The organism is Kocuria kalidii, assembly GCF_044462225.1.
Classification (GTDB): Bacteria; Actinomycetota; Actinomycetes; order Actinomycetales; family Micrococcaceae; genus Kocuria; species Kocuria kalidii.
Genome location: NZ_JBISWJ010000079.1, coordinates 46047 through 71259 on the forward strand (window position 1 = coordinate 46047; position 25213 = coordinate 71259).

General features: G+C 72.4%; 27 protein-coding genes. 15 read left to right on the top strand and 12 right to left on the bottom strand.

Translation table 11 applies throughout. The annotated features are described in order from the left end of the window. Positions 1-141: 141 nt before the first annotated feature. Entirely contained in the window at positions 142-1071 is a 930-nt protein-coding gene (locus ACH9D3_RS12235) for a helix-turn-helix domain-containing protein (protein ID WP_396411140.1), read from the top strand. Next, the gene (locus ACH9D3_RS12240) at positions 1068-1637 is read left to right on the top strand and encodes a dihydrofolate reductase family protein (protein ID WP_396399281.1); all 570 of its coding nucleotides are present in this window, start codon (positions 1068-1070) and stop codon (positions 1635-1637) included. The genes ACH9D3_RS12235 and ACH9D3_RS12240 overlap by 4 nt, the downstream gene beginning before the upstream one ends. A 98-nt stretch (positions 1638-1735) precedes the next feature. Here ACH9D3_RS12240 and ACH9D3_RS12245 read toward each other — a convergent pair whose 3' ends face one another. From ACH9D3_RS12245 to ACH9D3_RS12260, 4 genes are all read right to left on the bottom strand, one after another. Next, entirely contained in the window at positions 1736-1837 is a 102-nt protein-coding gene (locus ACH9D3_RS12245; protein ID WP_396411141.1) for a hypothetical protein, read from the bottom strand. Between the two features lie 4 nt (positions 1838-1841). Further along, positions 1842-2144, bottom strand: coding sequence for a hypothetical protein (locus tag ACH9D3_RS12250; RefSeq protein WP_396411142.1), 303 nt, complete (start codon positions 2142-2144; stop codon positions 1842-1844). A gap of 507 nt (positions 2145-2651) precedes the next feature. Then, on the bottom strand, positions 2652-5288 hold the full coding sequence (locus ACH9D3_RS12255; RefSeq protein ID WP_396411143.1) for an AAA family ATPase: 2637 nt from the start codon (positions 5286-5288) through the stop codon (positions 2652-2654). Beyond that, positions 5285-6424 carry a metallophosphoesterase gene (locus tag ACH9D3_RS12260; protein WP_396411144.1) on the bottom strand — a complete coding sequence of 380 codons (1140 nt, stop codon included), beginning with the start codon at positions 6422-6424 and terminating at the stop codon, positions 5285-5287. Before ACH9D3_RS12260 ends, ACH9D3_RS12255 begins: the two co-directional genes overlap by 4 nt. Positions 6425-6654: 230 nt before the next feature. Between ACH9D3_RS12260 and ACH9D3_RS12265 the strand changes: the two genes are divergently transcribed. The 3 genes from ACH9D3_RS12265 (at position 6655) to ACH9D3_RS12275 (ending at position 8506) form a co-directional block, all read left to right on the top strand. Continuing rightward, on the top strand, positions 6655-7299 hold the full coding sequence (locus ACH9D3_RS12265) for a maleylpyruvate isomerase family mycothiol-dependent enzyme (RefSeq protein WP_396411145.1): 645 nt from the start codon (positions 6655-6657) through the stop codon (positions 7297-7299). A 105-nt stretch (positions 7300-7404) separates the two neighbouring features. Then, positions 7405-8043, top strand: coding sequence for an HD domain-containing protein (locus ACH9D3_RS12270; RefSeq protein WP_396411146.1), 639 nt, complete (start codon positions 7405-7407; stop codon positions 8041-8043). 166 nt (positions 8044-8209) lie between these two features. Continuing rightward, positions 8210-8506, top strand: a complete 297-nt coding sequence (locus ACH9D3_RS12275) for a hypothetical protein (RefSeq protein ID WP_396411147.1) — start codon at positions 8210-8212, stop codon at positions 8504-8506. A 120-nt stretch (positions 8507-8626) separates the two neighbouring features. Here ACH9D3_RS12275 and ACH9D3_RS12280 read toward each other — a convergent pair whose 3' ends face one another. Both ACH9D3_RS12280 and ACH9D3_RS12285 read right to left on the bottom strand, forming a co-directional pair. Continuing rightward, positions 8627-9463, bottom strand: coding sequence for a hypothetical protein (locus ACH9D3_RS12280; RefSeq protein ID WP_396411148.1), 837 nt, complete (start codon positions 9461-9463; stop codon positions 8627-8629). A gap of 87 nt (positions 9464-9550) precedes the next feature. Continuing rightward, positions 9551-10126: a GIY-YIG nuclease family protein gene (locus ACH9D3_RS12285; protein ID WP_396411149.1), complete on the bottom strand. Its 576-nt coding sequence runs from the start codon at positions 10124-10126 to the stop codon at positions 9551-9553. A 170-nt stretch (positions 10127-10296) separates the two neighbouring features. On the opposite strand from ACH9D3_RS12285, the gene ACH9D3_RS12290 reads away from it, so the two are divergent. Further along, a complete protein-coding gene (locus tag ACH9D3_RS12290; RefSeq protein WP_396411150.1) occupies positions 10297-10659 on the top strand; it encodes a helix-turn-helix transcriptional regulator in 363 nt (120 codons plus the stop codon). Further along, complete coding sequence (locus tag ACH9D3_RS12295) at positions 10659-12008, top strand: permease prefix domain 1-containing protein (protein WP_396411151.1); 1350 nt, start codon at positions 10659-10661, stop codon at positions 12006-12008. Before ACH9D3_RS12290 ends, ACH9D3_RS12295 begins: the two co-directional genes overlap by 1 nt. A 447-nt stretch (positions 12009-12455) precedes the next feature. On the opposite strand, the gene ACH9D3_RS12300 is transcribed toward ACH9D3_RS12295, so the two are convergent. After that, positions 12456-13457, bottom strand: coding sequence for a substrate-binding domain-containing protein (locus tag ACH9D3_RS12300; protein ID WP_396411152.1), 1002 nt, complete (start codon positions 13455-13457; stop codon positions 12456-12458). Positions 13458-13642: 185 nt separating this feature from the next. Here ACH9D3_RS12300 and ACH9D3_RS12305 point away from each other — a divergent pair, with 185 nt between their 5' ends. From ACH9D3_RS12305 to ACH9D3_RS12335, 7 genes are all read left to right on the top strand, one after another. Then, positions 13643-14611, top strand: a complete 969-nt coding sequence (locus ACH9D3_RS12305; RefSeq protein ID WP_396411153.1) for an asparaginase domain-containing protein — start codon at positions 13643-13645, stop codon at positions 14609-14611. A gap of 29 nt (positions 14612-14640) precedes the next feature. Then, positions 14641-15528 carry a polysaccharide deacetylase family protein gene (locus ACH9D3_RS12310; RefSeq protein ID WP_396411154.1) on the top strand — a complete coding sequence of 296 codons (888 nt, stop codon included), beginning with the start codon at positions 14641-14643 and terminating at the stop codon, positions 15526-15528. Positions 15529-15556: 28 nt separating this feature from the next. Beyond that, on the top strand, positions 15557-16897 hold the full coding sequence (locus ACH9D3_RS12315; RefSeq protein ID WP_396411155.1) for an MFS transporter: 1341 nt from the start codon (positions 15557-15559) through the stop codon (positions 16895-16897). Continuing rightward, on the top strand, positions 16894-17673 hold the full coding sequence (locus ACH9D3_RS12320) for an SDR family oxidoreductase (RefSeq protein WP_396411156.1): 780 nt from the start codon (positions 16894-16896) through the stop codon (positions 17671-17673). Before ACH9D3_RS12315 ends, ACH9D3_RS12320 begins: the two co-directional genes overlap by 4 nt. Positions 17674-17693: 20 nt before the next feature. Further along, positions 17694-18446 (top strand): SDR family NAD(P)-dependent oxidoreductase, encoded by a 753-nt coding sequence (locus ACH9D3_RS12325; RefSeq protein WP_396399264.1) that lies wholly within the window; start codon positions 17694-17696, stop codon positions 18444-18446. Positions 18447-18535: 89 nt separating this feature from the next. Next, a complete protein-coding gene (locus ACH9D3_RS12330; RefSeq protein ID WP_396411157.1) occupies positions 18536-18832 on the top strand; it encodes a hypothetical protein in 297 nt (98 codons plus the stop codon). Positions 18833-18951: 119 nt separating this feature from the next. Further along, entirely contained in the window at positions 18952-20052 is a 1101-nt protein-coding gene (locus ACH9D3_RS12335; RefSeq protein ID WP_396411158.1) for an oxidoreductase, read from the top strand. A gap of 119 nt (positions 20053-20171) precedes the next feature. On the opposite strand, the gene ACH9D3_RS12340 is transcribed toward ACH9D3_RS12335, so the two are convergent. The 5 genes from ACH9D3_RS12340 to ACH9D3_RS12360 form a co-directional block, all read right to left on the bottom strand. Beyond that, positions 20172-21137 carry a 5-oxoprolinase/urea amidolyase family protein gene (locus tag ACH9D3_RS12340; protein WP_396411159.1) on the bottom strand — a complete coding sequence of 322 codons (966 nt, stop codon included), beginning with the start codon at positions 21135-21137 and terminating at the stop codon, positions 20172-20174. Then, positions 21121-22029 (bottom strand): 5-oxoprolinase subunit B family protein, encoded by a 909-nt coding sequence (locus ACH9D3_RS12345; RefSeq protein ID WP_396399259.1) that lies wholly within the window; start codon positions 22027-22029, stop codon positions 21121-21123. Before ACH9D3_RS12345 ends, ACH9D3_RS12340 begins: the two co-directional genes overlap by 17 nt. Beyond that, entirely contained in the window at positions 22026-23426 is a 1401-nt protein-coding gene (locus ACH9D3_RS12350; protein WP_396411160.1) for an ATP-binding protein, read from the bottom strand. The genes ACH9D3_RS12345 and ACH9D3_RS12350 overlap by 4 nt, the downstream gene beginning before the upstream one ends. Before the next feature lie 3 nt (positions 23427-23429). After that, positions 23430-23669, bottom strand: a complete 240-nt coding sequence (locus ACH9D3_RS12355; protein WP_396411161.1) for an acetyl-CoA carboxylase — start codon at positions 23667-23669, stop codon at positions 23430-23432. Positions 23670-23805: 136 nt separating this feature from the next. After that, positions 23806-24561 carry a 5-oxoprolinase subunit PxpA gene (locus ACH9D3_RS12360; RefSeq protein ID WP_396411162.1) on the bottom strand — a complete coding sequence of 252 codons (756 nt, stop codon included), beginning with the start codon at positions 24559-24561 and terminating at the stop codon, positions 23806-23808. Positions 24562-24827: 266 nt separating this feature from the next. Between ACH9D3_RS12360 and cspE the strand changes: the two genes are divergently transcribed. Continuing rightward, complete coding sequence (gene cspE, locus ACH9D3_RS12365) at positions 24828-25034, top strand: transcription antiterminator/RNA stability regulator CspE (RefSeq protein WP_062735542.1); 207 nt, start codon at positions 24828-24830, stop codon at positions 25032-25034. The last annotated feature ends 179 nt before the right edge of the window (positions 25035-25213 follow it).

A 25213-nucleotide genomic window follows, 5' to 3' on the forward strand; every position in this document is an offset into this window, starting at 1 on the left:
CGGGATCACCAGGAGCCGGGGAAAGGTGCTCCGCGGGCCGGAGAGCGAGGGTGCGCGCAGGGTGCCCTCGGCGCGGTGCACAGCGTGCACTGAGCAAGGACGGTCGGGCGCGTCCGGGCCCGGTCCGGTCAGACTGGGGGCATGCCGGATCAGGACCGTGATCGACTTCGCGAGCTGCTCGACGCAGTGCTCGACGAGCACCACCGCACCCTGGAGGACATGGCCGGTGGCGCCTTCTCCTCGCCGTTCCACTTCAGCCGTCAGCTCTCGCGCGGGGCCGGGGAGCCGCCGGTGACGTTGCGGCGCCGGGTGCTGCTGGAACGCGCGGCGTGGGAACTGGGGCAGGGGCGATCGGTGACCGAGGCGGCATGGGCCGCGGGCTACGAGTCCGTCGACGGGTTCGCGCGCGCCTTCGCCAGGGCGTTCGGCCATCCTCCCAGCACCACCGCGGACCGGCCCGGGAGCCACTGGCTGCCGGCTCCCAACGGCATCCACTTCCACCCGCCGACCTCGCTGTGGGTCGACACCCAGGAGGCCGCCCCGGCCCGGACGGGGGCCGACGTGACCGAGCTGATGCTGCACCACGACGTCGAGGACGTCGGGGAGCTGCTGGAGCTCGCGCAAGGGGTGTCCGTGGAGGAGTACCGCAGGGTGCGCGTGCCGAACAGCGTCCCCCTGGTGTGGGACGGGCCCGACGAGTCGCTCGCGCAGGTGCTGCACCACCTGGTGTCCACCAAGGAGATCTGGCTGGCGGCCATCGAGGGGCACGACGCCCCGGACGCCGGTGACGACGACCCCGCGGCCCTGGCGGCTCGGCACGGGGAGATCGCACCCCGTTGGCTGGCCATGGTCCGGGACATCGACCGGCGCGCCGCGTGGGACGACCGGATCATCGACGCGCTGTGCGAGCCGCCCGAGAGCTTCGTCATCGCCAGTGTGATCGCCCACGTGCTGACGTACTCCGCGCACCGGCGCCAGCTGGCCCGGCTGATGCTGCGCCGGGCCGGAGCCACCCCCGGTGCCGGGGACCCGATCGAGTGGTGGCAACGACGCACAGGAGGCCTCCGATGAGCCGCACCGTCTTCTACACCGCCACCACCCTGGACGGCTATCTCGCCGACGAGCGGGACTCCCTGGACTGGCTGTTCGTGCAGGACTCGGACAGCGCCGGCCCGCACGGCTACGACGAGTTCATCGCCGGGGTCGGGGCGGTCGTCATGGGCCGGACCACCTACGAGTGGGTCCGCGAGCACCTGCACGCCTCCGGCGAGGGATGGCCCTACGACATGCCCACCTGGGTGGTCTCCCACGCGGACCTGCCCGGCATTCCCGGGGCCGATCTCCGCTTCGCCCAGGGGGAGGTGGCGCCGATCCACGCTGCCCTGACAAACGCCGCCGGCGGGAAGGACATCTGGGTCGTCGGCGGGGGAGACCTGGCCGCCCAGTTCGCCGAGGCCGGGCTGCTGGACCAGCTGATGGTCTCCATCGCGCCGGTCACGCTCGGGGCGGGTCGCCCGCTGTTCCCCCGCAGGTTCGCCCTGGAGCTCCAGGACGTGGCCCGGAACCGGGCGTTCGTCTGCGCGACGTACGGCGTGCTGGGCGCGCTCGCGGCCGGAGGCGCGGAACCGGCGTCCTGAAGCCGGCCACGGCTCACCTCTCGATCCGGTGGGCTCCCGCAGGTCCGCGAAGCGCTCGGCGATCTCCCAGATGTCGGAAATGGGGCCGGACGCGACGGCTACCGCTTCTCGACCTTCACCAGGCCGGTCAGATGCTTGAAGTCGTCGGTGTTTCGCGTGACCAGGGTGAGCCCGTGCACCATCGCCGTCGCCGCGATCATCCGGTCAATGACATTTTTGCGGTGGGACGCCCCGTGTTTGAGTGCCTTCCTCGACCACCACTCCGAAGGCCAGGGCACATCGATCGTCGTAGGGGATGCCGGCGCCAAAAGTAGCCCTGGTCCTCGCGAGCTCGTTCTCTCTCAGTACCTTCTTGTTCTGGTCCGAAGCCATGGCTGCCACTCCCATGTGCATCTCGGAGAGGGACAATGAGCTGATGGTCAATCCGGTGAACCCGCTCAGGTCGGGGGTCTCCTGTTCCGGATCCAGGAGAGCGATCAGGATGTTGGTGTCCAGCAGCCCCCTCATCGGCCTTCCCAGGGGTCGTCCGCAACGATGTGGTTCCGGTCTTCCGTCAGGTCTGTGCCCCAACGGGTGCTCTCCGGAGACGGGGTCATGAGCCGGTACACGTCCTCAGAACGGACTTCCCTCGGCTGCTCACTGCCCAGCGCTTGGAGGGCCGCCTGCCCGAGAGCGGACGGTACGGAAGGCGCAGGCCCGGCAGCGGACTGGGACATCACCACGTACGCCTGTTCGCCGGGCCGCACCACTCGCAGTCGAGTGACCCCCGAGGCAAGGACGCGAGGTGCCTTGGAGCGGTGGGAACGACGCTGGAGGCTGGCGCGCTTCGGTTGGTCACGATCCAAGCTCATGTCGGCTTCCCTTCCTTTCTCGTGGAAACTGGCGGTGCTGATGACTTACAGGACGAGCGTAGAGACGCCGGCTTGGACAAGCCAGGGCAGACGGCACCGGAGATTCCTCGACCGTGAACACAACGCCGGTGACGACGCTTGGGCTGGGGGAGCCGGCCACGGGTCAGATCTCGATCCGGTGGGCCTCCCGCAGGTTCGCGAAGCGCTCGGGGTTGGAGGTCAACACGATCACCTGGGTCCGCTCCCCGGCGGTGCTGATGGCGGTGGCGAGCCGGCGGAGCCGCTGCGGGTCGGAGTGCCCCAGGGCGTCGTCGAGCAGCACGGGCACCCCGTCCTCCGGGTCCACGAGCAGGGCGGTGGCGAGCCGGATGAGGATCACCATCTGCTCCTTGGCGCCGGTGGACAGGGCGGCGAACGGCAGCCAGTCGCCGTCGAGCTTGCGCTGCTCGACCTCCAGGGAGCCGCTCACCTGCACCTCGAAGTCCGGGCCGTGGACCGCGCGGCCCAGCTGCTCGACCGCGGCGCGGAACGGCTGGACGTACTGGGCGTGGGCGCGCTCGCGGTGCTCCAGCAGCGTCCGCTCCAGGAGCAGCGCGGCCTCGGCCCGCCGCTCGACGCCGGCGAGGTCGCGCCGGACCGCTTCGAGCCTCGTCCCGGCCTGGTCGTGCTCGAGCTGCACCCGGTCCCGGCCCATGCCGTCGAGCCGTCCCAGCAGGGTGCTCCGGCGCCCCTGCCGCTCGGTGAGCAGCTTCTCCAGCCCGGCGATCTGGTCCGCCACGAGCTCCCGGTCGGAGAGCACCCGTTCGGCGTCGAGACGGGCCAGGGCCGCCTCGTGCTCGTCGATCTCGCCCTGGACGGCGCCGAGTGCCTCGTCCGCCGCGGTGACGGCGCGGTCGAGGTCCTCGTCCGGCACGTCATGGCGGGCCTCCTCGAGCCGGGCCCGGGTGCCGGTGAGCGCGCGGTCCTGCTCCTGGGCGGCCCCTTCGAGGGAGTGCAGCCGGGTCTGCGCGGACTGCAGGGCGGCCCGCGCGGCCTCGGCGGCCGCCTCGGCGTGGAGCGTGGCGTCCTCCGCCGCGCGCAGCGCCGCCTCGGTGGCGTCCACGCGCTCCTGCGCGACGTCCACCGACCCGGGCAGGGGATGCTCGTCCGTCCGCTGCCGGGTGTACTGGTCGATCGCGGGCGCCAGGCGGTCCCGGTCGTCGCGCAGACGGCTCTCGTCCTCGCCGTCGAGGAGGCGGTCGCGCTGGGCGACGGTCTCGCGGACCTGCTGCGCGAGCTCCTCGGCCGCGCGCCACGCGGCGCGGGCCTCGGCGACCGACGCGACCCCGTGCCGCTCCAGCAGCGCGGTGAACGCGTCGGACGCCCGGCGGGCGGCCTCCCGGCGGGTGTCGATGCCCTGCTCCGGGGAGATCCGCACCTGCCACTCGCCGGGGATCTCGATCTGCACGACCTCGGTCACCGGCGCGGACCACGGCTCCTCCGGGGAGACGTCCTGTGCGGTGCCGTCGCGCAGGATGGGGCGCGACCGGCCGAGCGCGGTGAGATCCACCCGGGCGCTGCCGGCCGCCAGCTCCGCCTCGGCCTTCTCCGCCGCGCGCTGGGCCCGGTCGAGCTCGTCCAGGACGGCCTCGTCGATCTCCGTGCCGGGACGGGACCGCAGGTCCGTCAGCCGCGCCCGGACCGTCTCGAGGGACTCCAGGACCGAGACCACGCGACGGTGCCGGTCGACGTCGTCGAGGTGCCTCCGGTCGTCCCGCGCCGACCGGTGGGCCGCCCGGGCCTCCTGCGCCGCGTGCTGTGCGGCGGTCCGGCGCTCCTCGGTCTCGCCGACGTGCCGGCGCACCGGTGCCAGCTCCTGCTCGCAGGCCCGGAGCTCGTCGGAGAGCGCGGCGCCGCGCTCCTCGTCGGCGGTCAGCGCGGTCACGAGCTCCGCGCGGCGCGCCGCGCGCTCGCGGGCCCGCTCGAGCTCGCCCCGGGCAGTGTCACGACGGCGCCGCGCCTCCTGCAGCTGCCGCTGGACTCCGCCGATCTCCTCGGCGGCACGGTCCAGCTCCACCCGCTCCGCGCGGACGGCGCCGAGCCTGCGGTCGGCGGCGGTGATCTCCTCCGTCAGCTCCGCGAGCTCCTCCTCGACCGTGGCGATCTCCGCCAGCTGCTCGGTGGTTCGGGCCGCGGCCGTCCCGGCGTCCCGGCAGGCCGTCTCCGCCTGCACGTAGCGGGTGTTCTTCTTGCGCGTCGAGGTCCAGTACTTGTCGCACTCCTCGCTCACGCGCTGCAGGAGCGTGGTGACCTCGCGGTCGTCGCCCTGGCTCTGGCCGGCGTGGCACTCCAGGGCCCGGCGCAGGGCGGCGCTGCCGGTGAGGGCGTTCTGGTCCGTTCCGCCGGCCTGGAGGTAGCGCAGGGCCTTCCACAGGGTGGTGTCGGCGGTGGTCCAGAGCTGATCGGCGGCGTCGTGGGCCTCGCGCCCGGTGAACGTCCGGCCCGCGCCGGGGCCCGAGACGTGGCGCAGCGTGGTGGCCGGCTTCTTCAGCCACTGCTTGGCGTAGACCACCCGGACGGCCCCGATCGAGAACTCCGCCTCCACGAGCACGGGCACGTCCTGGCCGGCCGGCTTCGCGTCGAGGATCGTCCGCTTCCTGCTGCTGTCCGGGAGCTCGATCAGCGCGTCCAGGGCGTCGATCATCGACGTCTTGCCGATCTCGTTGCGGCCGGTCAGCACGACGACCCCCGACTCGGGGAACTCGACCTCGCGCTCGGCCACGCCGCGGAAGTTCTCCAGCTTCAGGCGGTGCAGCTTCATCGGGCGGGTCCTTCCACCAGGCGGTACAGGAGTCGCAGTGCGTCACCCGCGACGGCCGCGTCCTCGGCGTCGGAGCCGGCCGTCCGGCGCAGCTCCTCGAGGGCGTCCGCGGCGTAGCCGCCGACGTCGAGGTCCTCGAACTCGTGCTCGTCCGGGACGACCGCCAGGTCGGTGTGCCGCTCCCACGCGTTGAGGCTCGCGAAGACCTCGGCCTGCTGCTCGAGCAGGGCCTCCAGCGCCGCGGAGTCGGAGAGGTTCAGGGTGCCGGTGAAGACGGTCTGCAGGATGATCCGCTCCTTGGGCGTGAGCGCGGCGAGCTCGGCCCGCAGGGCGTCGACGTCGTCCGGGCCGTCGAGCTGCCGCTGCAGGCGCAGGTGCTCCCACCGTCCCACCTCGTGGGGCGTCACCTCCACGGTGCCGCCGTCCAGCACCACCTCCAGGACGTGGCCGCGCCCGGGCTCGCGGAACCCCGTGGACTCGTGGGCCCCGGAGTAGTGGATGGCGCCGCGGCCGTCCTCGGGCCAGCGGATGTGGCGGTCGCCCAGCGCCACGTAGTGGACGGCCCCGCGCGCCAGGGCGGCGTCGAGGGGCGCCCGGCGCACGGTCGCCAGGGAGTTCCGGTCGGGGTCGAGCTCGTCGAGCATGCCGTGGCCCACCACGACGCGCAGGGTGCCGTCGGCGTCCAGGCCCTCGAGGGCCGGGGCGACCGGGTCCGCGTCGGGCCGCTTGCTGCGCCAGGGCGCGGCCACCAGCTCGACGCCCTCGGCGACCGGCCACGGGCCCGTCCCGTCCAGGAGCACGACGTTGTCCGGCGCCAGGTCGCGGAAGGCGTCCTGGGCGTAGATCGACCCCGGTCCGAGCGGATCGTGGTTGCCGGGCAGCAGGTACACCGGCAGCCCGACGGCCCCCATCGCGTCCAGGGCCCGCCCCACGTCCCGCCGGCTGAGATTGGCGTGCTCGAAGACGTCGCCGGCCACCACCACGAACGCGCACCCCCGGGCGCGGGCCAGCTCCCCGATGCGGCGGATCGTCTCGACCCGGTCGCCCGTGAAGCGGGACTGGGCCTCGCCCTCGAGGTAGTGCCGGGTCATGCCCAGCTGCCAGTCGCTCGTGTGGAGGAATCGTGTGCTCGTCATCGAGGCTCCTCGTGCGGTCGGGGGGTGCCGGCCCGGGGTGCGGGTCCCCTGCCACGGTAGCGGGATCGGCGGACACCGAAGGCTCCGGCGCCCCCACGCGCCCCGGTTCGTCACGTGCCGAGTTCACCGGCCGTGCTCGAGATGCGGTTCTCGACGCGCCCGGGTGGGGTGGAAGCGGTGAGTTCGCGGACAGAGGGACGTGATCCGCCGGCATGTGCTTCCCTGGAGTCATGGAGCCGAGCAGCGCGAAGACCCTGTGGGCCATGATCCATGCCGAGCGTGCGCGGCTGGCCGAGGACCTGGCCGACCTGGACGACGCCCGCTGGGCGGAGCAGTCCCTGTGCGGGCAGTGGGTCGTGGAGGACGTCGTCGCCCACCTGACGGCGGTCGCGAGCATCGGCCGACTCCGCTGGCTCCGCAGCGTGCTGGGGGCCCGCTTCGACTTCGACCTGCACAACCAGCGCCGCCTGGAGGAGCACCGGGGCGCCACCCCGGCCGAGACCCTGCAGCGGTTCCGCGCCGTGGTCGGGAACTCGACGGGACCCTCGAAGCACACGGCGGCCTGGCTGGGCGAGGTCGTCGTCCACGCCCAGGACATCCGCCGCCCCCTCGGGCTGCCGCGCACCCCGTCGGTCGGCGTCGTGACCGAGGTGGCGCGGTTCTTCGCCGGCCGGGACTTCGCGGTGCCCAGCCGCAGTACGGCCGAGGGCCTGCACCTGGTCGCGACCGACGGACCCTTCGAGTCCGGCTCCGGCCTCCGGGTCACCGGGACCACGCTGGCGCTCACCATGGCGATGGCCGGGCGGAAGGCCTGCTGCGACGACCTGGCGGGTGCGGGCGTCGCCACCCTGCGGTCCCGCTGCGTCCCGTCCTGAGAGGGTGGCGGGAGGACGGGTCACGAACCGGTCCGGCACGCCACGGCACACCGAGCAAGCACACCGGGCAGGCCACCGAGCACGCCACCGAGCAGAGGAGACACCATGCCAGAGACGATCGCCGGGATCACCGTCCCGGACTCCGCCCTCGTCCGCGAGACCACCGAGCTGGTCCGGCGGGCCGCCGACGAGAGCCTGTTCCACCACTCCCGACGGGTCTTCCTCTTCGGGATGCTCAAGTCCACCGCACGCGGCGTCGAGGTGGATCCCGAGCTCGCCTACGTCGGGTCCATGTTCCACGACCTCGGCCTCACGGAGGAGCACCGCACGACGCACCAGCGGTTCGAGCTCGACGGCGCCGAGGCGGCGCAGGCGTTCCTGCGCGACCACGGCCGGTCCCCGGAGGAGGCGCGCAACGTGTGGCTGGCGATCGCCCTGCACACCACGCCGGAGATCCCCCTGCGTCTGGCGCCCGAGGTCGCCGTGGTCACGCTGGGCGTCGAGACCGACGTGCTGGGCCTCGACCTGGACGAGATCTCCGAGGAGCACCGCGCCGAGGTCGTCGCCGCGCACCCCCGGCCCGACTTCAAGAACAAGGTCCTCCGGGCGTTCTACGACGGCATGGCCGACCGGCCCGGGACCACGTTCGGCACCATGAACGACGACGTGCTCGCCCACTTCGACCCCGACTTCCACCGGGAGGACTTCGTGCGCATCATCCAGGAGAACGCCTGGCCCGAGTGAGCCCGAGCGAGCCGGCCGGTGACGGGCTGGTGCGCTTCGCCGTGACCGGACCGCGCGAGCACCGGCGGCGGGGGGAGGCGGGTAGGCGACCAGCTGCTCGACCGGTGGAGGATGCCGGCGAATTCAGCTCGTGACCTCGACGAGAGCCGAGGATAGAATCGGACTCATGACGCGCAGCGAGCCGGTCGACCAGGACCGCCGGTCGTCCGCAGGGCCGGTGGTGGCGGCCGTGGTCGCGGCCCTCGCCCACCTGGTGGTCGGGTTCTACTACCTCGCCAGCGGCCTCATGGCGCCGCTGTGGGCGATCGTGCTGCTGCTGGTCGTGTGGGCCGTGCTGGCCTGGGCCGGTGTGCGGCTGGCGATGCGCCGCTCCTACCTCGTGCTCCTCATCCCCGTCCTGGCCTTCGGGGTCTGGTTCGCCGTGATGTCCGTCGGCGGCGCGGTCCTGGGCTGGACGCCCTGACCCTGCGCCCGGAGCAGGCATCGGCCGCCGGGCGGAGCGCGGTGCCGAGCTGTGGCCCCGGTGCCCGGCGAGGAGCGGCAGCCGCGAGTTCCGCCGTCGGGGCGTCGAGCGGTCGGCGCGTCAGTCCTCGATCTTCTTGGCCTGCTCGTCCCAGGCGGCGTGGGCGTCCCGGCCCTCGGTGGGCCGGTGGGTCTCCCGCAGGGCCCGGAGGGCGGCGTTGCGCTGCCGGGCCAGGGACTCCGCGGCGGCCCTCGTGGCGGCGTCCTCCCGGGCCCGGGCCCGGGCCGCGGTCACGGCGTCCATGATGGCCTCCACGCCCATCGCCCCGCCCTCCAGGTAGGCGGTGCGGATCTGCCGGTCCGGGTGGTACAGGTACTGGTCGTTGACCTGGCCGAGGGCCGCGTCGAACTCCTCCTCGCTCAGGTCGGAGATCGCCGCGACCACGCGGTCCAGCCGCTCGTCCACCTGCTCGAGCATCCCGTGCCGTCGTGCGCTCGTGCGCAGGGACCACAGGGCCCGGCCGTGCCGCCGCAGCCGGGCCACGTCCCAGTCCGCCTGCGGGACCACGGCCAGCGTCCCGGTGAGGAACCGGGGGTCCGTGCTGTCCTCCTGCTCGGGCAGGGACCGCAGGTGCCAGGAGATCCAGGCCGTGCGCATGTTGGACGCCCCGGCCTCCCGGGCCTCCTCCAGGGACGACGGCTCGGACCGCGGCTCGGACCACCGTCCGGTCGGCGGGGCGGCGGGCGGCGGCTCGTCCCCGGCGGCGTCCGGGTCCGCGGTCGCGCGGGCCCGGCTGCGGACGATGCCGACGCCCAGCCCCACGAGCAGGCCGAGCGCCGCAAGCCCGAGGAGGGCCACGCCGCCGAGGAGCACGAACCGGAACAGGCCGGCGAAGAGCACCACGGCGATCACGGCCACCCAGAGGATGGTGCCGTCGCTGCTTCCGGTGTTCTTCACGGTGGGCCCCCGAAAAACCATGTGCGCGCTGGACGCCCATTCTATCGCCGCGGCCTGCGCGGCGGCTGGGTGACGCGTGGCCCGACCTCAGAAGCGCCGGGGCAGCCCCTCGCGATAGACCCGCTTGAGCTCGGTCAGCTCCGGGCCGTGCCCGGTGCTCTCGGTGTTGAGCACCGGCTGGTGCGCGGCGATCCACCGCTGCTCGAGGGCGTCGACGTCGTCCTTCGTCTCGCACCGCGCCCAGCCCAGGAGCAGGTGCTCCTGCATCCACGCCGTGAGCCGCTGCTCGTGCTCCCCGTCGAGGACCACCCGGTCGCGTCCGTCCAGGCTCGCGCCCTCCCGCCACGACGGATCACCGGGCAGGAGCACCGCCAGCAGGGTGCGCCGCAGCGCGGAGGAGCGGGTGCGGCGCAGGTGCTGGCCGGCGATGCGCCCGTGCAGGTCGCGCCGGGCCCGGCCCACGTAGAGCAGCTCGGCCCGGCCGGAGGAGTGCACCAGCCGCGGCACCCCGGGCAGCGGTCCGAGTCCCGCCGCCTCCGGAGTGGGGGAGCGGGCGGTGTCCAGCCACCAGGAGTAGACGCCGCGGGAGCGGAAGACCTCCGCCTGGAGCGGTGTGCTGAGCGGGAGGTCGGCCGGGCTGACCTCGGTGGGCTGTGTGCTCAAGGGTCCTCGCCTCCTGCATGGTTTGCATGTGCAACTGCTTCCCCGACTGTAGGCGCACGGTCGCGCAGGGCACAGCCCGCGCGGCCGTGCGTCGCCGCATCCCGTCACATCGTTGCGATACCTAGAACCGCTAGGGTTCAATACCTAGTAGACCTAGGTATGGAGGCGCCATGCGCATCGACAAGGACCTGGTCGCCGCCTCGGCCACCCCGCTCGTGCTGGGGATCCTGGCGGACGGCGACCTGTACGGCTACGCGATCCTCAAGCGCGTCGGCGAACTCTCCGGCGGATCCATGCAGTGGACCGACGGCATGCTCTACCCGCTGCTGCACCGTCTCGAGCGGCTCGGCCACGTGTCCTCGTCGTGGGGCACGTCCGAGGCCGGGCGCCGGCGCAAGCACTACGCGATCACGCCGGCGGGCCGGGCCGCGCTCGCCGACCGGCAGGAGCAGTGGACCGTCGTGGCCGACGCGCTGCGGCAGGTGTGGCAGACCGCGCAGCGGCCGCCCACCGCGACCGAGCGGTGGGCGTGATGGAGCTGCACGCGGAGCAGGAGACCCAGATCGGCCGGTGGCGCGGCTACGTGCAGCGCCGGCAGGCGATCTCGCCGGCCGACGTCGACGAGCTCGAGGACCACCTGCGCGAGCAGGTCGCGGACCTGCGGGCCACCGGGCTCGACGACGACGAGGCCTTCCTCGTGGCGATCAAGCGCATGGGCAACCTGGACGCCGTCTCCCACGAGTTCGCCCGCGAGCACTCCGAGCGGCTGTGGAAGCAGCTCGTGCTCGTCCCCGAGGGCCCCGAGGGCACCGGCGCGCCGCCGTGGCGGGAGCTGGGGGTCGTCCTCGGGCTCGCCGTCGGGGCGGGGCTGGCGGTGAAGGCGGGCGTCGCCTGGCTCGGCGACGAGGTGGTGCTGGCACGCAACCTCGGTCTGCTCGTCCTCCCGTTCCTCGCCGCGTACTTCGCGTGGAAGCGCCGGCTGACCGCACGCGTGGCCGTGGGGCTGCTCGTGCCGTTCGCGCTGCTGGCGGTCGTGCTCAACGTCTACCCCTTCGCCCCCGGCGGCTCCACCGAGCTGCTCGCCGTGCTGCACGCCCCGGTGGTCCTCTGGCTGCTGGCCGGGGTGGCCTACGTGGGCGGGAGGTGGCGCTCCGACGGCCGGCGGATGGACTTCGTCCGGTTCACCGGCGAGCTGGTGATCTATTACACGCTGCTGGCCCTGGGCGGCGCGGTGCTGATCGGGCTCACGTTCGGGGCGCTGGGGGTCGTCGGCGTCGACCTGGAGCCGGTGCTGGAGGACTGGATCCTGCCGTTCGCCGTGCCCGGTGCGCTCGTCGTGGCCGCCTGGCTCGTGGAGGCCAAGCAGAACGTCGTCGAGAACCTCGCCCCCGTCCTCACGCGCGTCTTCACGCCCCTGACGATCGTCATGCTGCTGGCCCTCCTGGCCGTGCTGACGACGGCCGGCGGGCTCGTCGACGTCGACCGCGGGCTGCTCATCCTGATGGACGCGATCCTCGTGCTCGTCCTGGCCCTGCTGCTCTACTCGATCTCCGCCCGGGACCCGCTCGAGCCGGCCGGCTTCTTCGACGGCCTGCAGCTGGTCCTCGTGGCTGCCGCACTGGCGGTCGACGCCGTGATGCTGACCGCCATGCTGACCCGGATCGCCGAGTTCGGCCTCAGCCCCAACAAGATCGCCGCGCTCGGGCTGAACCTGCTGCTGCTGGTGCACCTGGTCCGGGGCGCCTGGCTCTCCGCGGGGTGCCTGCGGGGCAGGCGGCCGTTCACCGTGCTCGAGCGCTGGCACACGCGGTACCTGCCGGTCTACGGCATCTGGGCCGCGATCGTGGTGGTGGTCTTCCCGCCGCTCTTCGCCTTCGCCTGAGCGGCGACTCCGGCCCGATGTGGGCCGGTGCGGTGCGTCCGGGCGGATCGTGCCGGCGGCGGAGGTGGCCTGCGCGTCCCGGTGGCAGCGGAGTCGCCCCCCGACGACTGACCAGATGGTCCAAGGCCTGCTGCCACCAGGACGGCGGCGTCATGATCGGCATCGTGCTGCTCGGCCTTCCGGCCGGTCGCTCCGACGCGATCCACACCGAGATGGTCAGCCCCCCGGCTGATCCCCCTGCGTGATGTATCAACACTAACACCGCGATATTGAATTATCGATTTTCATACTGTCCCCACTTGGGTCGACCCGGGAGCCGTCGGGCGGTGCTCCACGGCCGGGAGGGGTCCTCCGCCCGGGCCGGTGGAGAGCGGCCAGGACGTCGTCGTCGGTGCTCGTCAGCGCGGACAGCGTGCGGTGCGCCGCTGGGCAGAGGGGTCGACGCGGCTAAGCGCTCGTGCGCACGACGAGCTCCGGGGGAAGCCGGACGCTCTCCACGTCCCGGCCGTCCAGGACATCCATCAGCATCTCGAAGCCCTGGCGGCCGATGCTGTGCATGGGGGAGCGCACAGTGGTGAGCCCCACGCTGCCGGCCAGCGGGGTGTCGTTGAACCCGACGAGGGCCATGTCCTCGGGAACCGTGATCCCCTCCCGGGCGAACACGCCGAGCGCGCCGATCGCCGCGAAGTCGTTGACCGCGAAGACCGCTTCGGGCAGCGGTCCTGCGGCGAGGATCTTGGCGGCGGCCACGCTGCCGGCGGGGGCGTCGAAGCCGCCGGGGACCACCAGGTCCGGGTCCACGCCGAAGCCGTGCTCGGTGAGCGCGTCCAGGAAGCCTGCGCACCGGTCGATCGAGGTCGAGGCCCGTGGATCGCCCGCGATGAGGCCGAAGGTGCTCCGGCCGGTGGCGACGAGGTGCTCTGCGACCATGCGTCCTCCGGCGTAGTCGTCGCAGGTCACGGAGCGGTGTCCCGGGGAGCGCCGGTTCACGAGCGTGAAGGCGACGCCGCGGTCGGTCAGCTCGTCCAGGAAGGAGTCGTCGAACAGGGCGTCGCCGAAGATCAGCCCGTCGGCACGGCGGTCCAGCAGTTTCTCCGCCTTGGCGCGGTGGGCCGCAGGATCGTCCAGCGAGTTGGAGACCACGGTGAAGTAGCCGTGCTCGGAGGCGGCCTCGTCGATGCCCTCGTACATCGTGGCCAGCACGTAGTCCTGCAGGCGGGGCACGACGACACCGATCATGTGCGACTTGGCCGTGCGCAGCGAGGCCGCGTAGGGGTTCTTGCGGTAGCCGCGCTCCTCCGCGAGCGCGAAGATGCGCTCCGTGGTGTCCGGCGAGGCCCATTTGGAGCCGAGGCCCTGGGGGTCGTTGAGCACGCGGGAGACCGTGGAGGGGTTGAGGCCCAGCTCGGCCGCGAGAGCCTTCAGAGTGACCGCCGGTCGTGCGCCCATGTCCACCTTCCCGCCGCTGTTTCCACACAGTAACCGATGTTAAATCTGCGTGAATGTGTTGCCAATCACACCGGAACCGATCTAAGGTCGGTCACAACAGCTTACGCAAACGATTGCGGCATTCGTTTGCATACATGATCCGTTCCCCGGCGGCCGGGGACGGCCCCACGGGAAGGAGGCAGCGCGTGGCACACGTCCAGCTGCTCGGCACGGGGGGCACCATCGCGTCCCGCGGCGGCGGATCCACGGGATCCGTGGCCACGGACACGGCGGCCGACCTGTCCCGGAACCAGTACGGCGAGCTGACCGTCTCGGCCCGGGACGTCCTCACCACCGGCAGCTACCGGCTCACCCTGGAGGAGCTGCGGGCGATCGCCGAGGCCACCCGGGACGCGCTGGCCGACCCGGCCACCGACGGTGTCGTGGTCACCCACGGGACCGACACCCTGGAGGAGACGGCGTACCTCCTGGACCTGGTGCACGGCTCCCCGAAGAGCGTGGTGCTCACGGGTGCCCAGCAGCCGGCTGACAGCCCGGCCCCGGACGGCCCGCGCAACGTCGAGGAGGCGGTGCTGGCCGCGGCCTCTCCCGAACTGCGGGGCAGCGGCGTGCTGATCTCCTTCGACGGGACGGTCCGGTCCGCCCGTGGTGCCCGCAAGGCGCACACCACCGCGAGCAACCCCTTCCAGGGCGGCGCCGAGGTGGCGCACATGGCAGGGGCCGGGCTCGTCGTCACGGCCAGACCGGTCCGGCGGGATCCGCTGCCCCTGCCGCCGGAGGCCTTCGGCAGCACCCGGGTCGAGATCATCACGGCCCACACCGGGGCCACCCCGGACCTGTTCGACTTCGCGGTGCGCAGCGGCGCACAGGGCGTCGTGCTCGCCGGCTCGGGCGTCGGCAACGCCGGCCCGGGGTTCGTGGAGGCCGTGCGCCGAGCGGTCGAGGCCGGCTGCGCCGTGGTGCTCAGCACCCGCGCCCCGTGGGGGCCGGTGGTCCCGCTCTACGGCAACGGCGGGGGCATCGACCTCGTGGCGGCCGGGGCCGTCCCGTCCGGGGACCTCAACCCGCTCCAGGCGCGCATCCTCGCCGCCCTCGTGATCTCCCTGGGGACCTCGACCGCCGAGTTCCCCGGGGCATTCGCCGCCCACCTCTAGAACACCCACCCACCACCAGAGGAGACATCATGTCCAAGAAGATCTACGTGTCCGTCGGGATCGACGTCGACGCCGTCGGCGGCTGGCTCGGCTCCTACGGCGGCGAGGACTCCCCGGGTGACATCTCCCGCGGGCTCTTCGCCGGCGAGGTCGGCGTGCCGCGGCTGCTCCAGCTCGCGCAGCGGCGGGAGATGCCCGTGACCTGGTTCTGGCCCGGCCACTCCGTCGAGACGTTCCCCGAGGAGTTCGACGCGGTCGTCGCCGCCGGGCACGAGATCGGCGTGCACGGGTACTCCCACGAGAACCCCATCGCGATGACCCGTCAGCAGGAGACCGAGATCCTCGACTACTGCACCGACCTCATCGAGCGGCGCTCCGGGAAGAAGCCGGTCGGCTACGTGGCGCCCTGGTGGGAGTTCTCCGGGGTCACCAACGAGATCCTGCTCGAGCGCGGGTTCCTCTACGACCACTCGCTCATGCACGACGACCACACCCCCTACTACGTCCGCGTCGGGGACACCTGGACGAAGATCGACTACGACGCGGCCTCGGCCAAGGAGTGGATGAAGCCGCTGGTGCGCGGCGAGGAGACCGACCTCATCGAGATCCCCGCCTCGTGGTACCTCGACGACCTCCCGCCGATGATGTTCATCAAGTCGAGCCCCAACAGCCACGGCTTCGTGTCCCCGCGCGACGTCGAGCAGCTGTGGAAGGACCAGTTCGACTGGGTCTACCGCGAGATGGACTACGGCGTCTTCCCGATCACCATCCACCCGGACGTCTCCGGCCGGCCGCAGAACCTGCTGATGCTGGAGCGGCTCTTCGACCACATCGCCGGCCACGACGGCGTGGAGTTCGCCTTCATGGAGGACGTCGCCCGCGACTTCGCCGCCCGCAATCCCCGCAACGCCCAATGATCCGCCCGGTGCAGAGGAGCACACAGCCATGAGCAAGCTCGGATCCGACGGGCCCCTGGCGGCCGTCGAGCCCTGGGACGTCAAGGTCACGCCGCAGATGGTGCGGAAGGTCTCGATCGTCTGCTTCGTCGCCTGGGTCGTCTCCGTCTACGACTTCACGCTGTTCGGCACGCTGCTGCCGGTCATCGCGGAGGACTTCGGGTGGACCACCGCCGAGGCCACCGCGATCAACACCATCGCCCACGTCGGCATCTTCATCGTCGCCCTCGCCGTGGGCACGATCATCGACCGCATGGGCCGCAAGAACGCCCTCGTGATCCTCATGCTGGGCGGCGCGGCCGCCGCGGGCTTCACCGGCCTGGCCGCGGGTGCCGTCAGCCTGATCCTCATCCGCTCGTTCTCCGGGTTCTCCATGTCCGAGGAGGTCGTCAACGCGGTCTACCTCAACGAGATGTACAAGGAGGCCAAGAACCGCGGTCTCATGTACTCCCTCGTGCAGGGCGGCTGGCCCGTGGGCGCGCTGGTCTCTGCGGGCATGTCCGCCCTGCTCCTGCCGATCATCGGCTGGCGCTGGAGCTTCGTCGTCGCCGCGGTCATGGCCCTGCTCGTGGCGCTGCTGGCCTCGCGACTGCCGGAGTCCCCGACGTTCGCCGCCATCCGCGAGGTGCAGCGGCGCCGTGCGGCCGGGGACGTCGAGGGCGCCCACCGGCTGGCCGCCGAGCACGACCTCGAGGAGGGCAGCCACCACAAGACCGGGTTCAAGGACGTCTTCACCCCGGAGCTGCGCAAGCACACCACCCTGCTGGCCCTGGCGTGGTTCTTCAACTGGTTCGCCATCCAGGTCTTCTCCGTGCTGGGCACCACGGTGCTCGTGGAGGCGAAGGGCGTGACCTTCGAGAACGCGCTGATCGTCCTCGTGCTGGCCAACGCCGTGGGCTTCGTCGGCTACGTCTTCCACGGCTGGCTGGGCGACCGCATCACCCGCAAGCGCACCGTGGTCATCGGCTGGCTGGCCGGTGCCATCGTCAGCCTGGCCATGCTCCTGGGCCCGGGCACGCCCTGGTTCGTCTTCCCCATGTACGCGCTCACCCTGTTCTTCCTCACCGGTCCCTATGCGGCGCTGCTGTTCTACATGGGCGAGTCCTTCCCCGCCCACGTGCGCGGCATGGGCACCAACGTCGCCCACGTCATGGCGCCGCTCGGCGGCATCGCGGGCTCCGGTGTGCTCAGCCTTCTGCTCTTCCTCGAGGTGGACATGCAGTGGGCCGCGATCGTCTCGGGCACCGGCGGACTGCTCGTCTCGGCGCTGTGCATGGCCGGCACCCGGACCATCGACGACGCCGGCAAGAAGACGACGGTGATCGCATGATGCGCGACGACGGACTCGAGGGAAAGGTCGCCGTCATCTCCGGCGGCGGCAGCGGGATCGGCCGGGCCCTGGCGGTCGCCTATGCCAGAGCCGGTGCCCACACCGTCATCGGCTATCTGCCGGCCGACCCTCACGACGCCACCGAGACGGTCCGCGCCGTGGAGGCCGCGGGCGGGCGCTGCACGGCCGTCCCCATGGACGTGCGCAGCTTCGAGGACACCGAGACCCTGGCGCAGACCGCGCTCGACGAGTTCGGCCGGCTCGACATCTCGGTGGCCGCGGCCGGCATCCTGCGCCGTGCCGTCCTGGCGGAGATGACCGACCAGGCGTGGGACGACATGATGGCCGTCGACCTCTCCGGGGTGATGCGCGTGTTCCGCTCCTGCAGCACGCGGATGACCCACGGCGGGGCGATGGTCGCGACGTCGTCGATCGCCGGTGGCGTCTACGGGTGGGAGGAGCACTCCCACTACGCCGCGGCGAAGTCCGGTCTGATCGGCCTGTGCCGCTCCTTGGCGGTGGAACTCGCGCCGCGGAGGATCCGGGTCAACACCGTCATACCGGGGCTCATCGAGAGCCCGCAGTCCCTCGACCCGGTGAACTCGCTGGGCCGGGAGGGCTTGGACGCCGCCGGCTCGATCATCCCGTGGGGCCGCGTCGGCAACGTCGACGAGGCCGCGCGCACCATCCGCTTCCTCACCAGCGACGACTCGGCCTACGTCACGGGGCAGCAGCTCGTCGTCGACGGCGGCCTGACCGTCCGCTGGCCGAGCTGAGCGCGTCAGGAAAGGCAGACATGGAACAGCAACTGGCCGGCAGGGCAGCGGTCGTCACCGGTGGCGGCAGCGGCATCGGGGCGGCGATCGCCCTGCTCTTCGCCCGGGAGGGCGCCGACGTCGCCGTGCTCGACCGCGACGAGCAGCACGCCCTGGCCGTCGCGGAGGAGTGCAGAGCCTTCGGCGGACGCGCGCTCGGCCTGCCGGTGGACGTCACCGACGGTGACGCCGTGCAGCAGGCCATGGACCGGGTGGCCCAGGAGCTGGGCGGCATCGACGTCCTGGTCAGCGCCGCCGGGATCCTCGACGAGACCCCCCTGCTGGAGATGACCGAGGCGACGTTCGACAAGGTCCTCGCCGTGGACCTCAAGGGCGTCTTCCTCGCGGCGCGCTGGGCCGCGCCCCACATGGTGGAGCGCGGCGGCGGGCGGATCATCAACATCGCCTCGCAGCTGGGCATCAAGGGCGGGACCGGCCTGACCCACTACGTCGCGGCCAAGGCCGGGGTGATCGGCATGACGAAGGCCATGGCGCTCGAGCTCGCCGAGCACAACGTCCTCGTCAACGCGATCGCGCCCGGGCCCGTCGTCACGCCGCTGATCGAGGGGCTCTCCGAGGAGTGGAAGGCCGCCAAGCAGGCGGAGCTGCCCATCGGCCGCTTCGGCCAGGCCCACGAGGTGGCGCCCACCGCGCTGCTGCTGGCCTCCTCGCCCGGCGGTGACCTCTACACCGGCCAGACGCTGGGTCCCAACAGCGGCGACGTGATGCCGTAGCCGGCCCGGGAGGAGACGTCACGATGTGCGCAGGATGCCCCGGAGGACGTGCGGTCTCGACGACGACGGCCCACATCAACCTCCACAGGATGAAGCCGGCCGTCCTCGCGGAGCTGCGGCGCCGCGTGGGGCGCCGCGCGCGGATCACCGTGCTCGGGGACCAGTGGGTGCTGGGCTCCCGGACGGGGGCCCAGCAGGTCTTCCCCGACGTCGAGGCCCTGGCCGACGCCCTGGTCGACCAGCGCCTCGTCGACCGGCGCGCCCCGGCGGACGACGGCGGCGCGGAGTTCGAGCGGATCCTCGACGACGGAACCCACCACAGCGCCCCACCCCTGGACGCGGGCCGGTTCGTGCGGGCGCTGCTGCGCGGCGCCGGCACCGCCTGAGCCTGCCCCAGTCCCCCGGACAGTGCGGGCGACGACCACCGCGCCGGGGCGGCTTCCCGCCCGGAAGCCGCCCCGGCGGTCGACCCCGTGACCCTCAACCCCTGACGAAGGAGATGCTCATGCCGGATCTCGCCCCGCTCTGGTCCCCCGTGGAGATCGGTCCCATCCGCCTGGAGAACCGCGTCGCCCTGGCTCCGATGACCCGGATCAGCGCCACGGAGGAGGGCCGTGCCACCGACCGCATGGTCTCCTACTACGAGGGCTTCGCCCGCGGAGGCTTCGGGCTGCTGATCACCGAGGGGATCTACCCCGACGCCGCCCACGGGCAGGGCTACCGGTTCCAGCCCGGGATCGCCACCGACGAACAGGCGCAGGCGTGGGCCGAGGTGGTCGACGCCGTCCACGCGGCCGGCGCCAAGATCTTCGCCCAGCTCATGCACGCGGGGTCCCAGGCCCAGGGCAACCGGTTCGTCGACTCCACGATCGGCCCGTCCGCGGTGGCCCCCAAGGGGGAGCAGCTGGGCTTCTACCGCGGTGAAGGCCCGTACCCCGTGCCCGCGGAGATCACGGCACAGCAGATGGCGGAGGTCCGTCAGGCTTTCGTGGCCGCCGCGCTGCGCGCCAAGGACGCGGGATTCGACGGCGTCGAGATCCACGGCGCCAACGGGTACCTGCTCGACCAGTTCCTCACCGACTACCTCAACCTCAGGACCGACGAGTACGGGGGTTCGCCGGAGAACCGGGTGCGGTTCGCCGCCGAGATCTGCCGGGCCGTGCGCGACGCCGTGGGACCGGACACGGCGGTGGGCATCCGGATCTCCCAGGCCAAGGTCAGCGACCACGACCACCGGTGGAGCGGCGGGCTTGACGAGGCGGAGGTGATCTTCTCGACCCTGGGCGCCACCGGGATCGACTTCGTCCACACCACCGAGTACCGGGCGACCGCCCCGGCGTTCGGGGACGAGGGGCTGTCGCTCGCGGCGCTGGCCGAGCAGTACTCAGGCCTGCCGGTGATCGCGAACGGTCACCTGGACAATCCGGAGACGGCCGCGTCCATGCTGCAGGACGGGGCGGCCGACGTCGTCGCCCTGGGCAAGGCGGCCCTGGCCAACCGGGACTGGCCGCAGCGGGTGCGCCGCGGCCAGCCCCTCGCCGAGCTCGACGGCAGCCTGCTCGCGCCCCTGGCCGACGTCAAGGACTGGGAGCTGGAGCTCTCCTAGGTCGGCGTCGTGCCGGCCGGGGCCCCGGGGGAGCCGCCCGGCCTCGTCCGGTGCCGCGCGGGGCGGCAGCGGACGGTGCGGCTGTGGTTCCGCCCGCGTCGTCCGTGACCGCAGGCCGGTCACAGCGCCCAGAGCTCCTCCAGCCGCTCTGCCCGCTCCCGCCGCGCCTCCAGCGCCTCGTCCATGGACACCGCCCGGAACCTCGTCACCGCGCCCGGGGCGGCCCGGGCCAGGAGGTCCATGTCCGCGGAGATGACGGTGCCCACCATGGCGTAGCCGCCGCCCGAGACGGCGTCCCGGTGGAGCACGATCGGCTGGGTGCCGCCGGGGACCTGGATGGAGCCCACGGCATAGCCGGCGTCGACGATGTTCGAGGGGTCCGAGCCCGCCCCGAAGGGCTGCTCCCGCTGAACCCACTCCACGCCGGGGCCCTCGAAGCGCAGGCCCATGCGGTCGGCCACGGGGGTGAGCTTCCACTGCTCCTCGACCAGCCGGCGCCGGCCCTCGTCGGTGAGCAGGTGGTCGTAGAGGCCCCACAGGAAGCGCAGCTCCAGCGACCGCCCGAACGCCGGCCGGAGGTGCTCCGGGATCTCCTCGACCGTGGGCAGCAGGCCGGTCGGCTCGCCCACCGGCACCACGTCCCCGGCCTCCAGCTTCCGGCCGTCCATCCCGCCCAGCCGTCCGATCGCGTAGGTGGAGCGCGAGCCCAGGGCCTCCGGCACGTCGATGCCGCCGCGGACCGCCAGGTAGAACCGGGCGCCGCCGCGGAGCACGCCGAACCTCACAGCGTCGCCCGCCGCCAGCTCGATCCGCCGCCACGCCGGGTGCTCCTCGCCGTTGACCAGCACGGGGATGTCCGCCCCGGCCACGGCGATCGTCGTCGGGACGTCCACGGTGAAGGAGGGCCCCGTGTAGGTGCACTCGAGCGTGGCCTCGGCGGCGGTGTTGCCGACCAGCTTGTTGGCCGCCTGCGCGGCCTCCTGGTCCATGGCCCCGCCCTGCGGGATGCCCACGTGGTAGTACCCGATCCGCCCCTCGTCCTGGACGGTGGTCAGCAGTCCGGGCTGCTCAATTGTCAGCGCCATCGAGGGCCTCCAGGAGGGTGCGGTTGTAGGTGTCGGGATCGGCGAGCGCGGCTTCGACGTCGAGGGTCACGGGTGCCTGCCGGTACCGCCAGGTGCCGTCCTCGACCTGCTGCTGGATGGAGCGGTACTCGGCCTCGTCCACGGGCCGGAACTTCACGAGGTCCCCGGGGCGGAACAGGATCAGGAAGTCCCGGAAGTCGCGCAGGTGCTGCTCGGGGTCGTAGATGGGGGCGGCGGCGATGCCGAACATCTGGTAGCCGCCGGCGCCGCGCACGGAGTAGATGCACGCGAAGCACCCTCCGTGCCCCACCGTCAGCGGCGGCGTGTCCGTGCGGGGGCTGAGGTACTTGGGCACCTCGAGCTGCCGCTCCCGGGGCACGAGCTGGTACATGAACGGCAGCCCGGCCACGAACCCCACCATGGACACGAGCCACGGGGACTCGTGGTGGCGCCGGATGAACTCGGCGGCGTCGGCGAGGCCGTTGACCTCCGCGGCGTAGTCGAGGTCGGTGCCGGACGGGTCCTGGTGGTAGCCCTCGCGGAAGCGCGCCACGACCTCGGCGGTGTAGGGGTCCTGGTACCAGACCGGGACCTCGATGATCCGGGTCTCGGCGGTGTACTGCGTGGACTCGCGGGCCTGCCCCTCGAGCTCCTGCGTGCGGCGCTTGAGGTCCTGGGCCGCGAGGACGTCCGGGTCGAAGCGCACCAGCAGGGACGCGTTGGCCGGGCAGACGTCCACGACGCCGTCCAGGTCCAGCGCGGTGAGCCCCTGCGCCACGGTGGTGGCCAGGTAGTTGGCGGTCAGGTTCATGGCCTCGTCGAACTCCACGAACAGGAACTCGTCACCTCCCCACGTGTACCGGGCGGTGGGCAGGTACAGGGTCTCGGTCATGGTGCGTTCCCCTCACTGGGCGTCTCACTGGGCGTCTCGCCGGGCCTGGCGCCCAGCAGCTCGGTCTCGATCCAGGTGGTGTGGTGCTCCACGGCCGCGAACGCCGGGTCCAGCACGAGCCGCCGCAGCAGCGGCACCGTGGTCCTGATCCCCTCCACGTGCGTGGCGGCCAGGGCCGCACCCATCCGCTGCACCGCCGTTTCCCGGTCCTCGGCGTGCACGATCAGCTTGGCCAGCAGCGAGTCGTAGTACGGGGCCACGGTGTCGCCGCTGCGCACGCCGGTGTCCACGCGGTGCTCGGACCCCTCCGGCCAGTCGAGGCGGCTGATCGTGCCGGGGCTCGGCAGGAAACCCTGCTCCGGGTCCTCGGCGTTGATCCGGCACTCGACGGAGTGCCCGTCGAAGGAGATGTCCTCCTGCCGCAGCTCCGTCCGTCCGGTCGAGGCGATCGTGAGCTGCTCGGCGACCAGGTCCACTCCCGTGACGAACTCCGTGACCGGGTGCTCCACCTGCAGGCGGGTGTTCATCTCGATGAACGCCGCCTCGTGCCGGACGGGGTCGTAGAGGTACTCGACCGTGCCCACCCCGGTGTAGGAGCACAGCCGGGCCAGGTTCACGGCCGAGTCCCGGATGCGCTCGCGGACCTCGTCCGGCAGGTCCGGGGCGGGGGCCTCCTCCACGATCTTCTGGGAGCGCCGCTGCAGGGAGCAGTCGCGGTCGCCCAGGTGCAGGAACGTCTGCCCGTCCCCGAGGACCTGGACCTCCACGTGCCGGGCCCGCTCCACGAAGCGCTCCAGGTAGACCGTGGGGTCCCCGAAGCTCGCGCCGGCCTCGGACCGGGCGGTGTCGACGGTCCGCAGCAGGTCCGCCTCGGCGCGGACCAGGCGGATGCCGCGCCCGCCGCCACCGGCCGAGGCCTTGATCACGAGCGGGTAGCCGACCTCCCGGGCCAGCGCGAGGACGGCGTCGTCGTCGCCCTCCAGCGGGCCGTTCGAGCCCGCGAGGACGGGCACCCCGGCCGCGACGGCGGCCTCCAGGGCCCGGGTCTTGTGGCCCATGAGGTCGATGACGGCGGGGGAGGGGCCAACCCAGGTCAGCCCCGCCTCCTGGACACGGCGGGCGAACGCGGCGTTCTCGGAGAGGAACCCGTAGCCGGGGTGCACGGCGTCGCAGCCGTGCTCCAGGGCGGCGGCCACGAGCGCCTCCGCGTTCAGATAGGACTTCTGCGCCGGTGCGGGCCCCACGACGGCGACGGCGTCGGCGAGCTCCGCCGCCAGCGACTCCCGGTCCACCTCGCTCACGGCCAGGACGGTGCGCAGCCCCAGCCCCTGCGCCGAGCGCAGGATCCGGACCGCGATCTCGCCCCGGTTGGCCACCAGGAGGGTGGAGATCGGCACGGCTCAGCTCTCCGCGACCACGGCGATGACGTCGCCCGGGTTCACCATGTCGCCGTCCTCGACCTCGAAGGCCCGGAGCGTCCCCGCGGCGTCCGACCGGACCTCCGAGAACTGCTTCATCACCTCGATGAGCCCGATGACCTGTCCGGTCTCCACCGGGTCACCGTCCTGCACGAACGGGTCCTTGTCGGGGGAGGGGCTGCGGTAGAAGACGCCGGGCAACGGGGACTGGATCTCGGCCATGACGGGTCCTTTCGGTCGGGACGGAGGGCTCGGGGTGCGGACGGAGGACTGGGTGTGAAGGGTTGGGGACGGAGGACTGGGGGCGAAGGGACGGGGACGGGGGCGGGGGACGTGGGCCGTGCCGCGGCCGGGCGGGTCAGGTGTCCTGCACCCGGTGGTCGTCGATCGCCTCGCGGACGGCACGGGCCACCGCGGGCGCGCCCGGGGCGTCGGAGTGCACGCAGACGGACTCGAAGCGCATCGGCAGCTCCGTGCCGTCCTCGGCGCGGACGATCCCCTCGGTGAGGGCCCGGGCCACGCGGTCGGCGGCGGCCTGCGGGTCGGTGGCGTGGGGCGTGCGCTGGATGATCAGCCCGCCCTCGGCGTCGTAGTCGAGATCGACGTAGAGCTCGGCCACGAACGGCACGCCGCGCTCGGCGCACACGGACTCGTGCGCGGTGCCGGCCATGCCGAGCACGGACACGCCGTGGTCGGCGGCCACGGCCGCCACCGGTTCCATGAGCGCCGGGTCCCTGGCGACCATCCCGTAGAGCGAGCCGTGCGGCTTGAGGTGGTGCAGGTCCGCCCCGTGCTGGAGCAGGAAGCCGGTGAGGGCACCCACCTGGTAGCGGACCAGCGACTCGACCTCCTCCGGCGTGAGCACCATGGCGCGGCGCCCGAAACCCCACTGGTCGGGGAGGGAGGGGTGGGCGCCGATCGCGACGTCGTGGGCGACGGCGGCGGCCACGGTCGCGGACATGATGTCCGGGTCCCCGGCGTGGAAGCCGCAGGCGACGTTGGCGAGGTCCACGATCTGCAGCAGCTCCGGGTCGTTGCCGAAACGGTGCAGGCCGATCCCCTCCCCCATGTCCGAGTTGACGGTGGGCCGGGCGCGGGTTCCTGGTGTGGCCATGGTCACAGCCTAGGGATCGGGCGCGCTCGTGGGAACGCTCGCGGCGTCGCCGGGTGCGATCGCGGGCACGTGGGGTCCGTCACTGTGCTTTTCGCCGAACACCTGTACAGTCATGACCAGTTGTTGAAGTTTCGTTCTTGCAGTTCAAGCAGTTCGCCCGAAACCGGGCGCAGCAGTTTTTCTGAGAAGACGTTTTGGCAGGCATCGCAACGCCCGAGCACCCCGATCGCCGGGGACGCTCCGTTTCCCAGAAAGACAGGTTCCCCATGACTACTGGCACCGTGAAGTGGTTCAACGCCGACAAGGGCTTCGGCTTCATCACCCCCGAGGACGGCTCCAAGGACGTGTTCGCGCACTTCTCCGCGATCAACTCCGGCGGGTACCGCTCCCTCGAGGAGAACCAGCGCGTCGAGTTCGAGACCCAGGACGGCCCCAAGGGCCCCCAGGCCGCGAACATCACCGTGCTTGCGTGAGAACGCTCTGATCTCCTCGTGAGATCACCGGCGCGGGGCTGAACGGCTCCGACGTCGACCTGAGATCGCCATCCGGCTCCGGCCGGGTGGCGATCTTTTCGTCCGTCGACCCGCCGGCGCATCGACGTCCCGCACGGACTGCCGTAGGGTCGCCGCCCGGAGTAGGGTGCGCTCGTGCA

Excerpts from the sequence above, each read along its gene's own strand:
- ACH9D3_RS12235 (WP_396411140.1), top strand. The coding sequence starts at position 142 with ATGCCGGATCAGGACCGTGATCGACTTCGCGAGCTGCTCGACGCAGTG.
- ACH9D3_RS12240 (WP_396399281.1), top strand. The coding sequence starts at position 1,068 with ATGAGCCGCACCGTCTTCTACACCGCCACCACCCTGGACGGCTATCTC.
- ACH9D3_RS12245 (WP_396411141.1), bottom strand. The coding sequence starts at position 1,837 with ATGATCGCGGCGACGGCGATGGTGCACGGGCTCACCCTGGTCACGCGA.
- ACH9D3_RS12250 (WP_396411142.1), bottom strand. The coding sequence starts at position 2,144 with ATGAGGGGGCTGCTGGACACCAACATCCTGATCGCTCTCCTGGATCCG.
- ACH9D3_RS12255 (WP_396411143.1), bottom strand. The coding sequence starts at position 5,288 with ATGAAGCTGCACCGCCTGAAGCTGGAGAACTTCCGCGGCGTGGCCGAG.
- ACH9D3_RS12260 (WP_396411144.1), bottom strand. The coding sequence starts at position 6,424 with ATGACGAGCACACGATTCCTCCACACGAGCGACTGGCAGCTGGGCATG.
- ACH9D3_RS12265 (WP_396411145.1), top strand. The coding sequence starts at position 6,655 with ATGGAGCCGAGCAGCGCGAAGACCCTGTGGGCCATGATCCATGCCGAG.
- ACH9D3_RS12270 (WP_396411146.1), top strand. The coding sequence starts at position 7,405 with ATGCCAGAGACGATCGCCGGGATCACCGTCCCGGACTCCGCCCTCGTC.
- ACH9D3_RS12275 (WP_396411147.1), top strand. The coding sequence starts at position 8,210 with ATGACGCGCAGCGAGCCGGTCGACCAGGACCGCCGGTCGTCCGCAGGG.
- ACH9D3_RS12290 (WP_396411150.1), top strand. The coding sequence starts at position 10,297 with ATGCGCATCGACAAGGACCTGGTCGCCGCCTCGGCCACCCCGCTCGTG.
- ACH9D3_RS12295 (WP_396411151.1), top strand. The coding sequence starts at position 10,659 with ATGGAGCTGCACGCGGAGCAGGAGACCCAGATCGGCCGGTGGCGCGGC.
- ACH9D3_RS12300 (WP_396411152.1), bottom strand. The coding sequence starts at position 13,457 with ATGGGCGCACGACCGGCGGTCACTCTGAAGGCTCTCGCGGCCGAGCTG.
- ACH9D3_RS12310 (WP_396411154.1), top strand. The coding sequence starts at position 14,641 with ATGTCCAAGAAGATCTACGTGTCCGTCGGGATCGACGTCGACGCCGTC.
- ACH9D3_RS12315 (WP_396411155.1), top strand. The coding sequence starts at position 15,557 with ATGAGCAAGCTCGGATCCGACGGGCCCCTGGCGGCCGTCGAGCCCTGG.
- ACH9D3_RS12320 (WP_396411156.1), top strand. The coding sequence starts at position 16,894 with ATGATGCGCGACGACGGACTCGAGGGAAAGGTCGCCGTCATCTCCGGC.
- ACH9D3_RS12325 (WP_396399264.1), top strand. The coding sequence starts at position 17,694 with ATGGAACAGCAACTGGCCGGCAGGGCAGCGGTCGTCACCGGTGGCGGC.
- ACH9D3_RS12330 (WP_396411157.1), top strand. The coding sequence starts at position 18,536 with ATGAAGCCGGCCGTCCTCGCGGAGCTGCGGCGCCGCGTGGGGCGCCGC.
- ACH9D3_RS12335 (WP_396411158.1), top strand. The coding sequence starts at position 18,952 with ATGCCGGATCTCGCCCCGCTCTGGTCCCCCGTGGAGATCGGTCCCATC.
- ACH9D3_RS12340 (WP_396411159.1), bottom strand. The coding sequence starts at position 21,137 with ATGGCGCTGACAATTGAGCAGCCCGGACTGCTGACCACCGTCCAGGAC.
- ACH9D3_RS12345 (WP_396399259.1), bottom strand. The coding sequence starts at position 22,029 with ATGACCGAGACCCTGTACCTGCCCACCGCCCGGTACACGTGGGGAGGT.
- ACH9D3_RS12355 (WP_396411161.1), bottom strand. The coding sequence starts at position 23,669 with ATGGCCGAGATCCAGTCCCCGTTGCCCGGCGTCTTCTACCGCAGCCCC.
- ACH9D3_RS12360 (WP_396411162.1), bottom strand. The coding sequence starts at position 24,561 with ATGGCCACACCAGGAACCCGCGCCCGGCCCACCGTCAACTCGGACATG.
- cspE (WP_062735542.1), top strand. The coding sequence starts at position 24,828 with ATGACTACTGGCACCGTGAAGTGGTTCAACGCCGACAAGGGCTTCGGC.